This window comes from Burkholderia pseudomultivorans (assembly GCF_902499075.1).
Classification (GTDB): Bacteria; Pseudomonadota; Gammaproteobacteria; order Burkholderiales; family Burkholderiaceae; genus Burkholderia; species Burkholderia pseudomultivorans.
The window spans coordinates 174194-189984 of the sequence record NZ_CABVPP010000005.1; the positions used below are offsets into that span (position 1 = coordinate 174194).

Genomic DNA, 15791 nt, shown 5'->3' on the forward strand with positions numbered 1-15791 from the left:
GACCGGCGCCCGCGCGTGCGTCTGCCGATCAGGTCGATGCTCGATCGCCTGAGGAGCCATTCAATTCGGATGAGCGAAGCCTGTTGATGTCGTCCCGCAGTTGCTCGGCGGTCGATTTCGCCGGTGCGTCGGCTCCGTGTCGCACGCGTTGCAGGCTTTCGATCTGTTCGTCGAGCATACGCGCGAGCGACATGAGCGCGCTGCATTTCCATTCCGAGAGTGCGTCGAAATAGGACACAAGGGAGCGTTGCACAATCTGCATCGCGGTGCTTTCGGGGAGGCGCTTGTACACCGACCATTGGAAGCCCGGTCGACCGAACAGGCGGCCTGTTATCGCGCATGGAAACAGTGTGGTCGGCAGCTCGCGCTCCCATGTAAAGACCGGCGCCGTGCACGATGTTCGAACGGCCGGCGCGAGCTTGGGCAGGCCGAGCGATTCGGCGGCTCGATGCAGTGCGATATCGACGCACGCATGGAGGGATTCGATCGTTCGTGTCGTGGAACCGCAAATCGATCGCGCATGCGCCTGCGTCGCGAGCTCGATCAGGCGGGTGGCATCGAAGGATGTATCGCGGGTTTCCGACCATAGCGCCGCGACATTGTGTGCGATTTCCGTACGCAGGGCTGCCAGTACGGGCTCGGGGTGGCGACGGGCGTGGCCGATCGACTCGGCCGAATCGAACGCGACGGCGATCATGTTGCGGCTGGCGGTCAGTTCGTCTATCGCTTCCACGATCCGTGTGTCGGACTGGGCCGATGGAGAATGCCAGAGCAACCGGATCTGCAGTGCATCGAGGATGTCGCGCCTCAGGGTCCCGAGTTGGCGCTGGCGCAGGGTTGCACGTTGTTCGCGACACTGGGCGAGCGCGTCGGCCAGCGGTCCGTCGGCCCACGCGCGGTGCCAGGGCGGATCGTTCTCCCGAATGCTGAGGAGGTAGACCGGGACCTCGAGATTCGTGCTGCGCCAGAGCCCTGCCACGACGTGATCGTAGATTCGCCAGCGATCGTCCGCGCCGACAAGGTCGATCTTCGTCACTAGTACGATCACGCGTGCGCCTCGACTGCCGAGCTCACGCACGAGCGTGGCCTCGCGCAACGTGATCGGAGCGCTCGCGGAGAGCAGGACGATGGCGATGTCGCACCACGGCAGAGGCCACGCAGCTCGTTCCTGCGCGCCGGAGGCGTCCCAGTCCAGCCCGGGCGTGTCGATCAGCGTCACGCCGCTCGCAAGCAGGGACGCGGGCGATTGAAGGACGATACGCGTGACACCCCGATAATTGTCCGCATTGAAATGAGTGTCGACGAATTCCGCCACGCGAGCCCGGCCTATCGTTTCGGGCCGATCGGTCGCGAATGCCACGTTTGCTCGTGTGCTCGCGCCATGACGGATCTCGACCGGCACTACGGTCGTCGGCAGTGCGGCGACCGGCAGCAGTGCGTCGCCGAGCAGGCTGTTGATGAGCGATGATTTTCCGGTGCCGACAGCGCCGAACAGCCCAACAACGATGTCCCCGCACGTGTGGTGGCGTGCGAAGTCAAGGGTGCGGCGGTGCAGGTCACCGAGGCCATGCGAGACGGTTATACGCTCCAGCTCGCCGAGGAGCGGGCTGGGTTCATCGGGCGCGGGCGTCGGCTGCCGCGTGTCCGGCGCGGCGTCGGCGTGCGATGTCCGGAGCGTTACGTCGTCCGCGTTGTCGGACAATGCCGACTGCAGGATGGCGAGCGACGACATCATGTGGTCCACGAGCCGGCAGGCATCGTCTTCGAGGTCGTCTGAGAGGCCAGGGTTGATCGAAGCCGGCATGCCCGATTCGATGCGCGGATCGAGCTGCGCGATGGCGACCATCGCCTCGCTGATACGGAACCGGCAGCATTCCACCGCGCTTGCAGTCGGTGCTGTGGGAGAGATGCCGTGCCGATCGGCGATCGTGCGCATCACCGCACGGAGCTCATCGAACTCGCCGATCAGACGCTGATACTGGACCGGAACGCCGTCGGCGATGCGCGTCGGAAACGGCGACGCGCGCGACACCGGATCGAGATAGTGCAGCGCGTCGCTGAGGCAAGCGTCCACTTGTGCGAACGCATCCGTGATCCGTTTCGCGTAGGCTGGCGGAAAGGTGCCGTGTCTGTCGTCGGTTGCCATGATCTCGTCGCCTCTTCTTCAATCGGCATCGAATGTCTGGAGGATGTCTTGCCAGCCGCTACACCAGCCGATCGCCGCGACGAGCGCGCCGCGATCCTCGTCGGTATCGGTATCCCGGCTATCCCAGCGGAAGGCATGTTCGAAACGACCAAGGTGCGTCGATATGCCGATGACCGCTTGGCGCTGGACCTTCAGATCTTGGCCGTGGTTGTGTGTGACCGATTCGATCAGGTGCAGGCGACACAGTGCAGGGTTGTCGGTGCCGGCGCAACGCCCGCAAATGTACGGCACCCAGCCGCGCCGGTTATCGCGCGCGAATGAGCGGGCGTTTGCGAGATCGCGTCCCTGGGCGAGCCGCTCGGGGGGCGAATTGCCGGGTGTGTCGGCGTGGTAGCCGAGGCTGCACATGTGGCAGGGGCCGCCAGGCTGCAATCGCCGGCGCATGATCGTAGCCGGTGCGAAGCCGTATAGGCCGCCGGCGAGCACGCGCACCGCGCGCGCCATCAGTTCGTTGTACAGAATCGCGCTGCCGTGAATCAGGTGCGGTCTGAAAGCAGCCTCGACGGTGAAGAAGCCAAGGGCATGACGCGGACACATTCCCCAGTGGGCGTCGAGGCGTGCTCGAACGTCGGCATCCATGATGCTGCCCTGGATGAACCACCACAGGAAGTCGATTTCTCCGTCGGAAAGCCGGAGGCCGGCGGGTGGCGATCGCGAAGTACTTGAGGAGAGCACGTGCGCTGTCCGGGAGGCTGAAACGAACACAAGCCTGGACAGGGGCATGGCAATGACCCTGCAGCTCCTGACCAGGAACCGTAGGCATCATCAGCCGCGTCGACTCGGCGGCGGTTCGCGGAGGTATGCCATCTCCCGTAACGACAGTTTTATTCTAATGACGGCATTTCGTGTTGGCAACGCGAATGGAATCGTTTGGCGAAGGCAGCGACGATCAACTTGCGCGGCGCACGCGGGCAGCGGGACCGCATGCGGCGGCGCCGTACGGGGCGACGAGAAAAAGGACTATTCGGCATGCTCGCGCGCAGCGCGGAATGTCGCGACGGCGCCGAGCAACTCGTCGTGGGCGTCGTTATCGGAACCCCAGCGCTCGAAGCGCGACCACCGTCCGGACTCGAACACCTTGTAGTTGACGAAGAAATGGCGAAACTCGTGCAACACCAGCAGAGGAAGATCGTCGAGCGTGCGGACCTTTGAAGTGAGCGGGCAGACGGTGTCGACCGGCACTGCAATGATCTTCGTGTCGGGGCCGCGTTCGTTGGTCAGATGCATCGTGCCGAGCGCACGCGCCTCGACAACGGCGCCGGGAACGACCGGAAACGGCGTCACCACGAGCGCGTCAAGCGGGCGGCCGTCTGGCGCGAGCGTTTCCGGAACGAATCCGTAGTTGGCCGGGTAGCGCATGCTGGTCATCATGAACGTTTCGACGCGCAATCGTCCCGACTGAGGATCAGCTTGGTACTTGACCGGGTCGCCGAGCGCAGACATTTCGACGATCACATTGAAGCTGGCGGGGACGTTGCTGCCCACACCGATATTGTCGTAGTTCATCACATGCTCCCCGGCTAACGACGCAGCGACGCGATCAACCGCTTAGGGAACAGGATCAGGCCGAGCGCATCGACTGCGTGACGCACGACGAGATCCGCTGCTCCCAGCGTTTCGCGCGCTAAGCCTTCCGTACCAAGTACGGCAATGCCGAGCGCGGCATGTTCGAGCATCAACGCATCGTTTCGGCCGTTGCCGATCGCCGCGACGTGCTCTGCGCCGATACGCAGGACGTAATCGCGCTTGGCTTCGGCCTGCCCGTCCGGCGGCAGGCAGATCACTTCGGTCCGGCACGTGCGCAGTTGTGTCCGGGCATCCCCGTATGTATTTCCGGTCATGACATGTATGTCGAGCTTGTCGGCAAGCTGGGCGATGCGCAGCGCAATGCCGTCCAGCAGTTTGCCGTCGACGGCAAGCGTTCCGTTGAAGTCGAGCACGAGATGCTCGAGGTTCAGCACATGGCAACCCGGGATGTCGATCGAGATCATCCGCTTCTCCTTGCGCGCTGCACGAGCGTGGACTTGCGACAGCGCAGTCGGCCGATTCAGCGAGTCATCCAGCCTTGGAGGGAAGCGGGCGATGCCACAGCGTTCCGATGGCCGGACGGCTGGAGGCATCATCAGCCACGCTAGAAGGCGCGGCGGTTGGCGGAGAATGCCATCTCCGTAGATCGAATAGCTTCTACCCACTGTAGGCAATGCCGAGACGGGACGCAATCAGGGACAATGCGAGATGTCTGCACCAGCTTTCAACGGCAGCTTAATGGGGAGTGATCGTGTCTCGGCGTGGTGCCGTCGATCCTGCACTGCAACGGCGTCCGAGCCGCGCATCCATGAACTAGAATGATTGGCAGGACAGTGTGTCCATCAGTGCCGTCGCTTGCGTGACGGTGTGTTCTGGTGTCGTTTGACGGAGGCAGACATGAACGGCTACCAGCTTACTTTCTACACCGAACAGAATCGCCGGCACGGCCATCATACGATCACCGAATGGCTGCTTCACGAGGCTAAGCACCTCGGCATTCACGGAGCCACGGTCATCGGTTGCGCGGAAGGAACCGGGCATGCCGGCACGCATCATGCCGCGCACATGCTGCGGCTCGACGATCAGCCCGTGCAGATCATCCTCGCCGTCACGGAGGATGAGGCCGAGCGGTTGCTCGAAGCGGTGAAGGCCGAGCACGTGCATGTGTTCTATACGCGCTCTCCGATCGAGTTCGGTGTGCTCGGCGACGATGCGCCCGCCGCAGGGAAGAAGCGCTTTTCGCTCTTCGGTCGTCGGATGCATTAGCGCAAATCTGCTTCCTTGCATGTATCGACGAGTTTCCTATACTCGATACTGCACCAAGTGGAGATGGCATTCTCCCTAAACCGCCGCGCCTTCTAGCGTGGCTGATGATGCCTACCAGTCCCCGGGCGCCGGGGCCGGTAGGCATTCTTGGGCCGGCTCGCATTCACGAGCATCCCGGGCATATCGATGCCTGAATAAAGCGAACAAAAATGGGATGCCCCGGCGAGCCTTCATGGCGTAACCCTGTCAGTTCCCGCTCCCGCATTGCATTGCGACGATCCGAACCGTCGCATGGCATCGTATGCGCCGCCGTTCGCCGCGGCGCAGGTGCGGGAGTCCGCTCGTGAGCACGCGCGACATCCTGCTCCAAATCGCGCAGGTCGTCACGGTCCTCGCGTTGTCGCCGCTGCTGCAGGGTGTGATCCTTCAATGGGAAGAGCGCGTCCAGCGTGGCCAGGGGCCAGGCATCTTCCAGCCTTACCGCGATTTGCGCAAACTGTTCCGCAAGCAACTCGTCGTGCCGAACACGGCATCGTGGGTCTTCTGGTGTGCGCCCGTCGTCGCGTTCACCTGCATGCTGACGGTGCCGATCCTGATTCCCGTGCTGACCGATTTCCCACTGCCGCTGTCCGACATGGGCGATATCCTCGGCGGCGGCCTCATTCTTACGCTTGGGTCGTTCGCGATCGTGCTGGCCGGCCTTGATTCAGGCAGTGCGTACGGCGGCATCGGGTCGAGCCGTTCCGTGATGCTCGGCATCCTGGCCGAACCGACGCTGATTCTGGTGCTCGTCGGCATCACGCTGCTTGCCAAGGCGATGCTGCCGTTCGTCGTCAACCACCTGCTGGTGCAGCAACCATCCGTCTATTGGAGCCCCGCGCACCTCTTCCTGGTTTTTGCGTTCTTCGTGCTACTGCTCGTCGAGACGGACAGGCTACCGATTCATTCCAGCACGCATATCGAGGTCTACATGATCGAGGAGGCACGCATTCTCGAATACTCCGGGCCGCTGCTGGCGTTGCTGAAATGGGCGTCGATGATGAAGCAATTTATCCTTTACACGATCTTCTGCAATGTGCTCACCCTGCCGTGGGGCCTGTCTCGGCACGGAACGGCGCTGGGTGCGCTGGGTGCGGCCGCAGGGCTGTTCGCGAGAATGCTCGTCGTCGTGCTCGTCGTCGTGCTGGTCGAGACCGCGCAGTCGAGGTTGCGCTTCTTTCGCTATCAGGAGCCGCTTGCGGCGTCGTTCATGCTCGCGATCCTCGCGATCGCTGCCAACCAGCTCAGGTGATCGCTCCCATGCTCCTCGCCAACCTCAGCCCACTTGCTGCTTCGCTGTTCAGTCTGCTCGCCATCGGCAGCCTGCTGCTGGCCTTCGTCATGCTCGGCTCGCGATGGCTTAAGGACTATCTCCTCGCGTTTACCGCCGAATCGTGGCTGATTGCCGCGCTGTCGGGCGCGGTGGGCTATTACGGGAACTATCACGAGCTCTACCTCGTCGCGGTGCTGACGGCCTTTTTCCGCGGGATGGTGCTGCCGTACCTGATCTGGCGGATCATTGCGCGCCTGGCCGTCGAAAGGGAGTTGCACGTGATTTTGCAGCCGAGTTCATGCCTCGTGCTCGGTGCGCTGCTCGTACTCTTCGCTTTCGTCGTGTCGAATCATCTCGGCAATGCGCTCGGCCTCGGCGGCACGGTGGTGGTGCTGGCGCTGACCGTCATGCTGTCGATGAAGCTGATCGGTTTCCTGATGCTGGCTGTCCGGCAGGAGGCGATCAGCCAGGTACTCGGCCTGTTGATTCTCGAGAACGGCATTTTTCTCGGATCGCAGATCCTGGTGCCAGGTATGCCGCTCCTGATCGAACTGGTGCTGCTGTTCGACTTGCTGGTGATCGTCGTGAGCTTCGGAGTGCTGGTTCGCTACCTCGTCGCGCACGTGGGCAGCACGAGCAGCCGTGAACTCAGACGTCTGGTGGGGTAATCATGATTCCGTGCTGGCTCGTGGCCATCGTCGTCGCACCGCTGCTGGCCGCCGTCATTGCCGTGGCGGGGCGCAGCGGCCGCGTGGCGGAGTATGCGAATCTCGCGGCCTCCGCCGTCTGCGTGACCGGCGCGCTGTGGCTCGTCGCGCATGTGGACGGGCCGCGCACGTTCGTCGCCGGCTATGTGATCCTCGACGCGCTCGCCGCGTGGACGCTCGTTTGCACGTGCGCGGTCTACTGCCTCGCGTCCATCTATGCGATCGGCTACATGCGCTTGCTGAAGGACGAGGTCGCGCGCTTGCCGGGCTTTTATGCGCTGTTCGCACTGTTCGCAACAACGATGATCTGCGGTCCGCTGATGAACAACGTCGGGGTCTACTGGATCGCGATCGAGTTGACGACCCTCGTCAGCACCTTTCTCGTCGGTTTTGAGCATGGGCAGGAAGCTATCGAGGCCGCATGGAAGTACATCATCGTCGTGTCGGCTGGCATCAGTCTGGCGTTGCTCGGCACGGTGCTTTTCTATTGGGCCGGCAGCCTCGTGCTCGGGCCGACCTACGACATGACGTGGTCAACCTTGCGAAACGCGGCGCCGCGGATGAATCCGGCGCTCACGCAAATGGCGTTCCTGCTCGTGCTGGTCGGATATGGCACGAAGGCCGGGCTCGCTCCGATGCATACCTGGTTGCCCGATGCTCATAGTGAAGGGCCCGCTCCCGTGTCCGCGATGCTGTCCGGCGCACTGCTGAACACGGCGATGCTGGGTGTCGCGCGCTTCCTGACGGTGACCGATGCATCGGGATCCTCGCTGCTGCCGCGCGTCGTACTGGTCGCGTTCGGCGTGTGCTCGCTGTTCGTCGCGGCGCTTTTCATCGTCAGACAACAAGGCATCAAGCGGCTGATGGCGTATTCGAGTGTCGAGCACATGGGCGTGCTGGCGCTCGGGTTCGGGTTCGGCGGCCCGCTGGCGATCGCGGCGGTGCTCTATCACATGCTCAATCATTCGCTGAACAAGTCGCTGATGTTCTTCGGCGCCGGCAACATGATGCGCCTCTACGGCACGAAGAACATTGATGCGATTCGGGGCGTGTGGGTTCGCTTCCCGGTGACCGGCGCCCTGTGGTTAGCTGGCGCGGTGGCGATTACCGGTGCGCCGCCGTTCGGTTTGTTTCTGAGCGAAATGACGCTGATGCGCGCAGGTTTCGCGACATCGCACACATGGGCCGTCGTCGTCCTGCTCACGCTGTTGATCGTCATTTTCATCGGCTTCCTGAATCATTTTCGGTCGATGTATTTCGATACGCGGCTGCCCGAGAGCACGCCGATCGACAGCAATGGTTCAACCGCCGCGAGTGCGTGGATGACCGTGCCGATGTGGCTCGCGATTGTGCCCGTGTTCGTGTTCGGAATCTGGTGGCCCGACGCACTGTGGCGGTTCTTTCAAACGGTCGCGGCCGATCTGGGCGGAGGCGTGCGATGAAGAATTGCGAAACGATATCGCTGAAGCTCGACGAGCTGCAGCCGGCCGCGCAGCAGCTGCTCGCAAATGGCGGGAGAATGCAGGGCGTTTATGCATGGTATTCCGCGTCCGGGCGGGCCAGGCTTCGCTACGTGGCAACGCGCCCGGGATACGAGACCTGTCTGGGATGGTCGGTGGACGTCGGCGATGATCCCGTCCCGAGCCTGGCGGCGGTTTGCCCGCTGCTCGGCTGGCAGGAGCGCGAGATCATGGAGATGAGCGGGATTGCTTTCTTCGGGCATCCCGAACCCGAGAGGCTCGTGACCGCCTGCTTGCCGGATGCCCCGACCGGGCCACTCGTGCCGGCCGACGCGTGTACGGGCGAGCTGGTCGCCGCACTATCCGCACCGTCGCTGCCGGCGGTGTCGGGCAAGCATGTTCAGCTCCTCCCGTTTGGGCCTGTTCGGGCCGATGTGCTCGAGTCCGCACAGTTCGTTTTCTACTATGTCGGCGAGGGGATTCTCTACTATCACCCCAATCTTTTTCTTAAGCATCGCGGGATGGAAAAGCAGTTCGAAGGGATGGAGTGCGGGGCTGCCACGCTGCTTGCCGAACGGGTGTCGGGAGTCGACAGCTTCGCTCAAGCGCTGGCTTACGTGCAAGCGGTGGAAGATGCGGCGCAATGCAGTGTTCCGAAACGAGCCGAGTGGTTCAGGGTCATCGCGGCTGAACTCGAACGTATTTACAACCATCTGCATTATCTCGGCCACCTGTGTCATACGACGACGCTCAAGGTTGGCGAGTCGCAGGGAAAGCTGCTGGAAGAGCTAGCCAAGCAAATCAATGCACGAGCGTGCGGAAGCCGATTTCTGCGAAATGTGCTCTGGCCAGGCGGGATTCGGCGCGAGCTCGACATCTATGCGGTGGCGAAAGGGGTTTCGTGCTTGAAACCGCAAATCGAAACCTATATTGGCCTGATCGAACGGACGACGAGCCATCTGGATCGATTGATCTCGACCGCTCCGCTCAGTCAGCAGCTCGCATTTGACCAGGGGGCGACGGGCCCGGTCGAGCGCGCGTCCGGTGTCGATCGGGATTTGCGGCGCGATCACCCCTATGCGATGTACCGCACGCTTCGGCCGGCCGTTGCGCTTGAAGCAGGCGGTGATGCTTGCGCGCGGATGCGCGTGCGTATCGCCGAACTGCGCGCAAGCATCGACCTTGTCGAACGCGCGATCGACGGCGTGGCGCCTGACGGCCCGATTCTCGCAGCGTGTCCGGTGCCGGCCGCGGGAGAAGGACTGGGGTGGGCCGAGTCGTCTCGCGGGACGGTCATGTATGCCGTGCATTTCGACGACGCTGGATGTCTTGCACGCGTGAAGATCAAGTCGCCGTCGTTCGCCAACTGGCGCGTGTTTCAGTCGACGGTGTACGACAGCAACATGATGGACTATGCGATCAACGAGGCAAGCTTCGGGCTCACGATCGCGGGATGTGCGCGCTAGCGCCGCTGAGGAACGGGAGGCTTGAACGCCATGTCGCTCTGGACCTGGTTCGGGTTGAAGGAAGGCCGTGCGAGCACCGGCTGGCCGTTGACGGACGATGCGGATGGCCAGCAGGGTGTGCTTGGGATGCCGCGTTTCGATCCGGCGAAGTGCGAGCCGGGGTGCGACGCGTGCGCGCGCGTTTGCGACACACACGCAATCGCATTCATGCCGTCGCGGGACGGCCATGCGGCCCCCCCTGTCGTCGACTGGGGGCGCTGCATCGTGTGCCAGCGTTGCACGGAAGCGTGTCCGACCGGCGCTTTCAAGCCGTCGGAAGACTGGGCCGTTGCCGTGCACGAGCGCGCGGACTTGATGTGGGACGCCGCGATGAGCGAGCGCATCGTCAGGGAAGTGACCGACGGCACGCGGCGTGCGTTCGGTCGAAGCCTGCACGTCCGCCACGTGGATGCCGGATCGTGCAACGGGTGCGAATCGGAATTGCAGGCGCTCAACAATCCGTTCTACAACCTGCATCGGCTCGGCATCTTCTTCACGCCTTCGCCGCGGTTCGCGGACGTGCTGCTGGTTACCGGGCCGGTCACGAAAGCGATGCGTCAGCCATTGCTGGAGACATGGGACGCGATGCCGTCGCCGCGCTGGGTCGTCGCGACGGGCACCTGCGCTGTATCTGGCGGGATGACCGGCGGGAACTACGCGTGCGAAACCGGGCTCGACGGCGTATTGCCTGTCGATATTTATCTGCCCGGCTGTCCGCCGAATCCCGCGGCGCTGCTGCATGCGCTGCTGATGCTCGTCGGACGAAGCAGGCAACGGATGAGGGGAGGCGAAATTGAACGCTAACGTGCTGTTCGGCCTTGCCGTCGCCGCCTGGGTACTCGCTGCGCTTCTCGCGCCCGCGCAGGCATGGCTCGGCGGCGTGCGCGTTCTGCTCGGGGCGGGGTGCGCGCTCGGCATACTGGCCTGTCTCGTGGCGCTGCCGTATGGAACTGCGCCCGTGCCGCTCGACGTGGCGCTCGCCGGACAACCGGTGAGCTTTGCGATGGAACCAGCGGGTGTGTGGTTACTGGGCTTTGGCCTGGTGCCGGCGATGTTCGCCTGTTGGGTTGGTTCGCCGCTCGGCGCCCGGTCGGGGCGCTGGCACGCGGGCGCCGCATTCAGTCTGCTCGGTGCGTTAGGCGTTGTTGGTATGCAGGACGGCATCGCGTTGCTCGTCGCATGGGAAACGATGAGCCTGGGCGGTGCGTTGATGCTCACGGGAGAGCGGGCGGAGCAGGACGGTGGTCGGTCGTTGTTGCTGATGCTCGCGTTGCTCGAGGTGGGCGCAGTCGCACTGATGTTCGCGATCATCGTGCTCGGCCACGCGGCGGGCGGTATCGGCTACGACGGCTTCATCGCGCACGGCCGCGTGTCGGGCAAGGTCGTCTCGTGGTTCGCGGGCGTGGCGTTGCTGATCGGCTTCGGCGCGAAGCTCGGCCTCGTACCGTTTTACGAATGGTTCCCGCGGGCCTATTCATCGGGCAGCGGCGCGACAGGCGCGCTGTTCTCCGGCGTGGTGCTGAATGCCGCGTATTTCGCACTGAGCCGATCGTGGAACGGTTGGCTGGACGTCGGCGTTGACGGCGGAGCGGCTTTCGGGCTCGGCGTGATCGCGATCGCCGTCGGCGTGGCCAGTTCGATACTGGCCGTTCTCTTCGCGTTTCAGCAGGACGACTGGCGCGCGCTGCTCAGCTACTCGTCGGCGGAAAATGCGTCGGTTGCCGTCGTGATGCTCGGCGTCACGCAGCTCTTTCGCGCTGACGGCCTCCCGGCGCTGGCTGGCCTGGCATGGACGGTCGCGCTGCTCCACCTGGCTGGCCACGCGCTCGCGAAAGGCGCGCTGTTTCTGGCGGCGGACGGTGTGTTCGCCGCATCCGGCAACTTCGACATCGTATCGCGCGGATGGCTGCGCAGAAGCGGCTTTCTGCTGGGCGTCGGCGCGCTGTTTGCCGCGATGAGCCTCGCATCGGTGCCGCCGCAGGCCGGTTTCGTCAGCGAGTGGTACGTATTCCAGTCGGTGTTTCAGGGGTTCCACCTGTCGTCATTCATCGGCCGGCTGGTGCTCGTGCTGGCCGGCGCCGGGCTCGCGCTGGCCGCGGCGGTTGCGTTGGCAACCTTCGTCAAGGTATTCGGCCTGGGATTACTCGGACCGCCGGACGACGAGGTCGGGCCACGCGTGCCGAGGGCATGCGCCGTGTCAGTGGGCATCCTTGGGATGTGCGTGCTGGCCGTCGCCGTCGGCGCGCCGCTATGGCTGAACGCGCTCGCCAGCGGGGCGCGCGCTCTGTTCGATTCGAATGCGCCGCAGGCGATGGTATCCGGCTGGCTGCTCGTGCCGCTGACGGACACGTTCGCATTCATTTCGCCGTCGAAGCTGATCATCGTGATGCCGTTGCTGTCGCTGCTGCCGATCGCGCTGCTGTGGTTCACGAAGCATGTGGAAACCCGCCGGGCGCCGGTCTGGTTCGGCGGGATGACGCCGAGCCCGCGCGATGCGATGACGACGGCACTGACGTTTTCCAATGCGATGCGCACGTTCTACAGCTTCGTGTACCAGCCGACCGTGATGACGACGCGCGAGCACGAACAGCGAGAATATTTCATCAAGCGGTTGGTGTTCTCCGCGGGCGTCACCGACCTGTTCGAGCGCCATCTGTTCGATCCGGCGATTCGCGCCGTCAGCTACTGCGCGGAAAAGCTCCGGACGCTGCAATCGGGCAATCTCAACTTCTATCTGGCGCTGATCGGCGCATTGCTAGTTGCGATCCTTCTGCTAACACTCGTCTAGCGCCTGCTGGCTCGCTCCGCATTCGCCGGTTTCGCGGTCGCGACGAAGCATGTTGCCGAGCGCGCGGCGCAATCGTTGCTCGATGTGAGGCTCCGACGCATATATGAAGGCCTCGGCGAAATGCTTGAGGCAGACGCCTTCGACGGCACGGGCCAGCGCGTCGTCATACTCCGCGCGCGACACGTTGCGAATCAGGCGCGCGACACTCTTGCGCGCGGCGATTTCTTCCGCATCGCATCCCGGGCAGCTTTCGCGCGGCTGGGTTTCGTTACCTTGCACGGGGTCGTGTTCGGGCCGGGTGTCATGACGCGGGTCGAACCAGCGCGCGTGCTTTCGTCGTCGGCGTCTGGGCGAAAGCGGTGCGGTCGGGGTGGTCATCGGTCGGCCAGGCAGCGCGGCCTCGAAATAGCGGGCGAGCGCGGCGTGCTGAAGATCGGAGTCCGGTTGGCGTATGCACAGCAGGAGGTGCCGGTGGCAAGTCGGCAGCGCGATCCAGCCGGGTTGCCGGAGGCGAACGTTGTCGATCGCGGTGCCGAGCCATCGGCGTTGAGCGATGGCGACGTCCTCGCATATCGGGCAGTCACAGTGCGCGGCCGGCAAATTCACGCCGTTGTTGAATGCGAACGGATAGAGACGCCGACATACCTGTGTTATGCGATCGTCGTGAGAAGCGCATGGACGATCGATCTCGCCCAGCACGGCGAGGGAGCGGGCGCGCAGCAGGCGTTTCGTCCGCACGAGCAATTTGGGCTCGATGCGCTGCATCAGCGATTGCAGGTGGACGAAACACATCGGCGGCGGTGAGAACGGCTTCTGCTGTTCGAGCTCGCGCTGCACCCTTGCCAGTACCCGCCCTTCTACGCGACGGACATACGTGCAAGCCGGGCAGCGGCCGCGCGCGCCGAACACGATATCCTGCATCAGTTCGTCCTGAAGCGCGGTTCGATCGAGCAGGTCGCACAAATGGCGCTCCGCGTCGCGTATCGAGTCACGCACCGTGTCGGACGTTTGCCCGCGCAGCGTGGCAGCCCGCGCCGCGTGCGCATGGCAGAATCCCATGCTGAGTGTGAGCGTCTGCGCCAGCGTGCTGCGCGCGCGATCGTTGCGAAGCACTCGCCCGAAATATTGCATGTCGATGTCGTCGAGCTGCTCGCAAACGACGCATTTGCATGCGTCATTGTTAGGCTCGTTCGAATGTTCGACGGAATCGGCCAAGCCACGGGCGGAACGGTGGATGCGATCCGGCGATCTTGCGGGGAGCGGCGAGTGGGGGCGGGCAGCATCATGCTTGGTATGCATCACGGCGGCGTCCATTGCTGGGATACGTGATCCAACGAAGCGGGACACAACATGATGCCCACGCCCCGTCAGGGGTCCGTAGGCATCATCAGCCGTGAGGCAGTTCAACGGAGAATGCCATCTCCTCGCTTGAAGTCTAGCGCAGCGGCACGTGCAACGCCACGGTAGCCGCATGCGGGATGTCTCCGCCCTCGTCGTGCCGGCGAAGGCAGGAGGCCGTTGGTGCGAACCGACGCACGCGAAGGCGGGTTGCCGCCGCGTCAGGCATCAGCGATTCTCGTCGTGCGCGTCGAAGACCTGCTGTGCGTAGCCTTCCAGGTGGGCTTCGCATTCGCGCAAACGCTCCTCGGCTTCGGCTGCCAGCGGCGCGCCGTAGAAATCGAGCTTGCGAATCTTTTCGAACCACGATTGCAGCTTCTTCAGATCGACGTCGTTTTCCTCCAACTCCGCGTAAGTGAAGTGGCGGGCGGCGGTTTCCTTCTCGATCTCCGCATCGAAGTCGCTGCATTTGTCGAGCAGTTCGCGATACTCCTCGTCGCGGTCGGCCCGGAACCGGGCGACGACCTTTTCCTCCTGGCCGCGATCGAGCGCGATCGTTTCAAGAATGACGGACTCGCCGGCCATTTCCACGATGTCGTTCTCGATCATCTTGAGCCGCCGGACATGATCGTCGGTCTTGGGCAGCAGGCAGACGCCGCTTTGCAGATACACGGCGCCCATTCCCTTGAGCTTGCGCCAAAGTCCGACCCGCTTTTTTGCGGGCTCAGCCGGCACCTTGTAAGTGAGTAACAGCCAGTTGAGAGCGTTCATGTCGCAATAATAGTGTTACGGCGGTAACGCTGCAAGCGTGCGGGTAGGGGCGGGACGCATTCGACGTGGCGGAACCCGGGGCCATTGTCAGCGAAACGCGAACCCGTTTGCACAGTGCCGGACGCTTTCCGCGCCGTGCGCCGGACGCGCGAGGCACGGCGCCACGCCGGGCGTCCCGGTGATCGATGCCGGCCGCAGCCAGCGGCGGAAGTCGTTACGGTAAATCACGGGCGAACATTTTCATATATCATTTTTGCTATTTGTAATGTAACGATGGTTACATTATAGTTGTCCGGGGCGATTCATCAGGTCGGCGAGGCGCCGCCGCCGTAGGCTGCCGATGCGCGATCGGCTCGCGGCCAACGGCAACGCGTAAGGCCGGATGAACGTGAACCTAGTGGAGGCCGGCTGCCGTTGAGTGCCGGTCAAGAAAAGAGGACTACGAAGTGAATATTTCGGTTCTGAGCTACAACACGTTGTTTGCCGGCATGGACGGCAGCGACGATCGGCGCTTCGAATTGCAGATTGGCCTGATCGACGCACTTCGCCCCGACGTGTTCCTGATGCAGGAGGCGAAGGGGCTCGATGCGAACGGGCATGCGCGGCTGCACGAGTGGGAACGTCGCCTTTCGATGCGCGGCTTTCTCGGCGTGGCGCCGCGAACCGGGCAGAACGTCGCGATCTTCATTCGCGCGCCGCTGCGTGCGTTGTCGTTCGAGGTGGACAACACGCATTTTCATCACGCGATGGCGATGCTGAAGGTCGAGGTGCCTGGCGGCGCGGCGCCGATCACCTTCGTTTCGACGCACCTGTGCCCCAACGGGCCGCAGATCCGTAAGCGGCTCGGCCCGACCGTTTCCCCCATTCGCGCGCGCGTGGGGCATGATGGTGATGGCGTGGAGTAGTCCGTG

The 15791-nt window shown here is 63.6% G+C and carries 14 protein-coding genes, 1 pseudogene and 4 riboswitches; of the genes and pseudogenes, 9 read left to right on the forward strand and 6 right to left on the reverse strand.

Translation table 11 applies throughout. The features are described 5' to 3' along the window. Positions 1-28 precede the first annotated feature (28 nt). The 4 genes from BST28156_RS06465 to BST28156_RS06480 all read right to left on the reverse strand — a co-directional run bounded on the left by BST28156_RS06465 (position 29) and on the right by BST28156_RS06480 (position 4197). Complete coding sequence (locus BST28156_RS06465) at positions 29-2146, reverse strand: dynamin family protein (protein ID WP_174901747.1); 2118 nt, start codon at positions 2144-2146, stop codon at positions 29-31. A gap of 18 nt (positions 2147-2164) precedes the next feature. Beyond that, entirely contained in the window at positions 2165-2881 is a 717-nt protein-coding gene (locus BST28156_RS06470; RefSeq protein ID WP_174901748.1) for a hypothetical protein, read from the reverse strand. A gap of 74 nt (positions 2882-2955) precedes the next feature. After that, a riboswitch (Fluoride riboswitch) is annotated at positions 2956-3026 on the reverse strand. A gap of 140 nt (positions 3027-3166) precedes the next feature. Beyond that, on the reverse strand, positions 3167-3712 hold the full coding sequence (locus BST28156_RS06475) for an inorganic diphosphatase (RefSeq protein ID WP_060175032.1): 546 nt from the start codon (positions 3710-3712) through the stop codon (positions 3167-3169). Positions 3713-3726: 14 nt separating this feature from the next. Continuing rightward, on the reverse strand, positions 3727-4197 hold the full coding sequence (locus tag BST28156_RS06480; RefSeq protein WP_174901749.1) for an HAD family hydrolase: 471 nt from the start codon (positions 4195-4197) through the stop codon (positions 3727-3729). Between the two features lie 115 nt (positions 4198-4312). Continuing rightward, positions 4313-4383, reverse strand: a riboswitch (Fluoride riboswitch). A 247-nt stretch (positions 4384-4630) separates the two neighbouring features. On the opposite strand from BST28156_RS06480, the gene BST28156_RS06485 reads away from it, so the two are divergent. From BST28156_RS06485 to BST28156_RS06515, 8 genes and pseudogenes are all read left to right on the forward strand, one after another. Next, positions 4631-4999 (forward strand): DUF190 domain-containing protein, encoded by a 369-nt coding sequence (locus tag BST28156_RS06485; protein ID WP_060175034.1) that lies wholly within the window; start codon positions 4631-4633, stop codon positions 4997-4999. Between the two features lie 50 nt (positions 5000-5049). Further along, positions 5050-5120, forward strand: a riboswitch (Fluoride riboswitch). Between the two features lie 222 nt (positions 5121-5342). After that, the gene (locus BST28156_RS06490; protein WP_060175092.1) at positions 5343-6290 is read left to right on the forward strand and encodes a respiratory chain complex I subunit 1 family protein; all 948 of its coding nucleotides are present in this window, start codon (positions 5343-5345) and stop codon (positions 6288-6290) included. Between the two features lie 8 nt (positions 6291-6298). Continuing rightward, the gene (locus BST28156_RS06495) at positions 6299-6979 is read left to right on the forward strand and encodes a hydrogenase 4 membrane component (E) (protein ID WP_009687407.1); all 681 of its coding nucleotides are present in this window, start codon (positions 6299-6301) and stop codon (positions 6977-6979) included. Between the two features lie 2 nt (positions 6980-6981). Continuing rightward, a complete protein-coding gene (locus tag BST28156_RS06500) occupies positions 6982-8460 on the forward strand; it encodes a proton-conducting transporter transmembrane domain-containing protein (RefSeq protein WP_174901751.1) in 1479 nt (492 codons plus the stop codon). Then, a complete protein-coding gene (locus tag BST28156_RS06505) occupies positions 8457-9944 on the forward strand; it encodes a hydrogenase large subunit (RefSeq protein ID WP_174901752.1) in 1488 nt (495 codons plus the stop codon). Before BST28156_RS06500 ends, BST28156_RS06505 begins: the two co-directional genes overlap by 4 nt. 126 nt (positions 9945-10070) lie before the next feature. Continuing rightward, a pseudogene (locus BST28156_RS34960) lies at positions 10071-10244 on the forward strand (4Fe-4S binding protein); the annotation flags it as partial. 69 nt (positions 10245-10313) lie between these two features. Continuing rightward, positions 10314-10787, forward strand: coding sequence for an NADH-quinone oxidoreductase subunit B family protein (locus tag BST28156_RS34665; protein WP_244131384.1), 474 nt, complete (start codon positions 10314-10316; stop codon positions 10785-10787). Continuing rightward, positions 10777-12771 carry a proton-conducting transporter transmembrane domain-containing protein gene (locus tag BST28156_RS06515; RefSeq protein ID WP_174901754.1) on the forward strand — a complete coding sequence of 665 codons (1995 nt, stop codon included), beginning with the start codon at positions 10777-10779 and terminating at the stop codon, positions 12769-12771. The genes BST28156_RS34665 and BST28156_RS06515 overlap by 11 nt, the downstream gene beginning before the upstream one ends. Here BST28156_RS06515 and BST28156_RS06520 read toward each other — a convergent pair. Then, positions 12757-14085 carry a hypothetical protein gene (locus tag BST28156_RS06520; RefSeq protein ID WP_174901755.1) on the reverse strand — a complete coding sequence of 443 codons (1329 nt, stop codon included), beginning with the start codon at positions 14083-14085 and terminating at the stop codon, positions 12757-12759. The two genes, BST28156_RS06515 and BST28156_RS06520, sit on opposite strands and share 15 nt — an antisense overlap. Before the next feature lie 57 nt (positions 14086-14142). Continuing rightward, a riboswitch (Fluoride riboswitch) is annotated at positions 14143-14204 on the reverse strand. Positions 14205-14337: 133 nt separating this feature from the next. Further along, on the reverse strand, positions 14338-14880 hold the full coding sequence (locus BST28156_RS06525; protein WP_174901756.1) for a Chromate resistance protein ChrB: 543 nt from the start codon (positions 14878-14880) through the stop codon (positions 14338-14340). Between the two features lie 488 nt (positions 14881-15368). On the opposite strand from BST28156_RS06525, the gene BST28156_RS06530 reads away from it, so the two are divergent. Next, on the forward strand, positions 15369-15785 hold the full coding sequence (locus BST28156_RS06530; RefSeq protein ID WP_174901757.1) for an endonuclease/exonuclease/phosphatase family protein: 417 nt from the start codon (positions 15369-15371) through the stop codon (positions 15783-15785). Positions 15786-15791: the final 6 nt, after the last annotated feature.

Bases quoted from the DNA above. Each gene is read 5' to 3' on its own strand.
- BST28156_RS06465 (WP_174901747.1), bottom strand. From the start codon at position 2,146: ATGGCAACCGACGACAGACACGGCACCTTTCCGCCAGCCTACGCGAAA.
- BST28156_RS06475 (WP_060175032.1), bottom strand. From the start codon at position 3,712: ATGAACTACGACAATATCGGTGTGGGCAGCAACGTCCCCGCCAGCTTC.
- BST28156_RS06480 (WP_174901749.1), bottom strand. From the start codon at position 4,197: ATGATCTCGATCGACATCCCGGGTTGCCATGTGCTGAACCTCGAGCAT.
- BST28156_RS06485 (WP_060175034.1), top strand. From the start codon at position 4,631: ATGAACGGCTACCAGCTTACTTTCTACACCGAACAGAATCGCCGGCAC.
- BST28156_RS06495 (WP_009687407.1), top strand. From the start codon at position 6,299: ATGCTCCTCGCCAACCTCAGCCCACTTGCTGCTTCGCTGTTCAGTCTG.
- BST28156_RS06500 (WP_174901751.1), top strand. From the start codon at position 6,982: ATGATTCCGTGCTGGCTCGTGGCCATCGTCGTCGCACCGCTGCTGGCC.
- BST28156_RS06505 (WP_174901752.1), top strand. From the start codon at position 8,457: ATGAAGAATTGCGAAACGATATCGCTGAAGCTCGACGAGCTGCAGCCG.
- BST28156_RS34665 (WP_244131384.1), top strand. From the start codon at position 10,314: ATGAGCGAGCGCATCGTCAGGGAAGTGACCGACGGCACGCGGCGTGCG.
- BST28156_RS06520 (WP_174901755.1), bottom strand. From the start codon at position 14,085: ATGGACGCCGCCGTGATGCATACCAAGCATGATGCTGCCCGCCCCCAC.
- BST28156_RS06525 (WP_174901756.1), bottom strand. From the start codon at position 14,880: ATGAACGCTCTCAACTGGCTGTTACTCACTTACAAGGTGCCGGCTGAG.
- BST28156_RS06530 (WP_174901757.1), top strand. From the start codon at position 15,369: ATGGACGGCAGCGACGATCGGCGCTTCGAATTGCAGATTGGCCTGATC.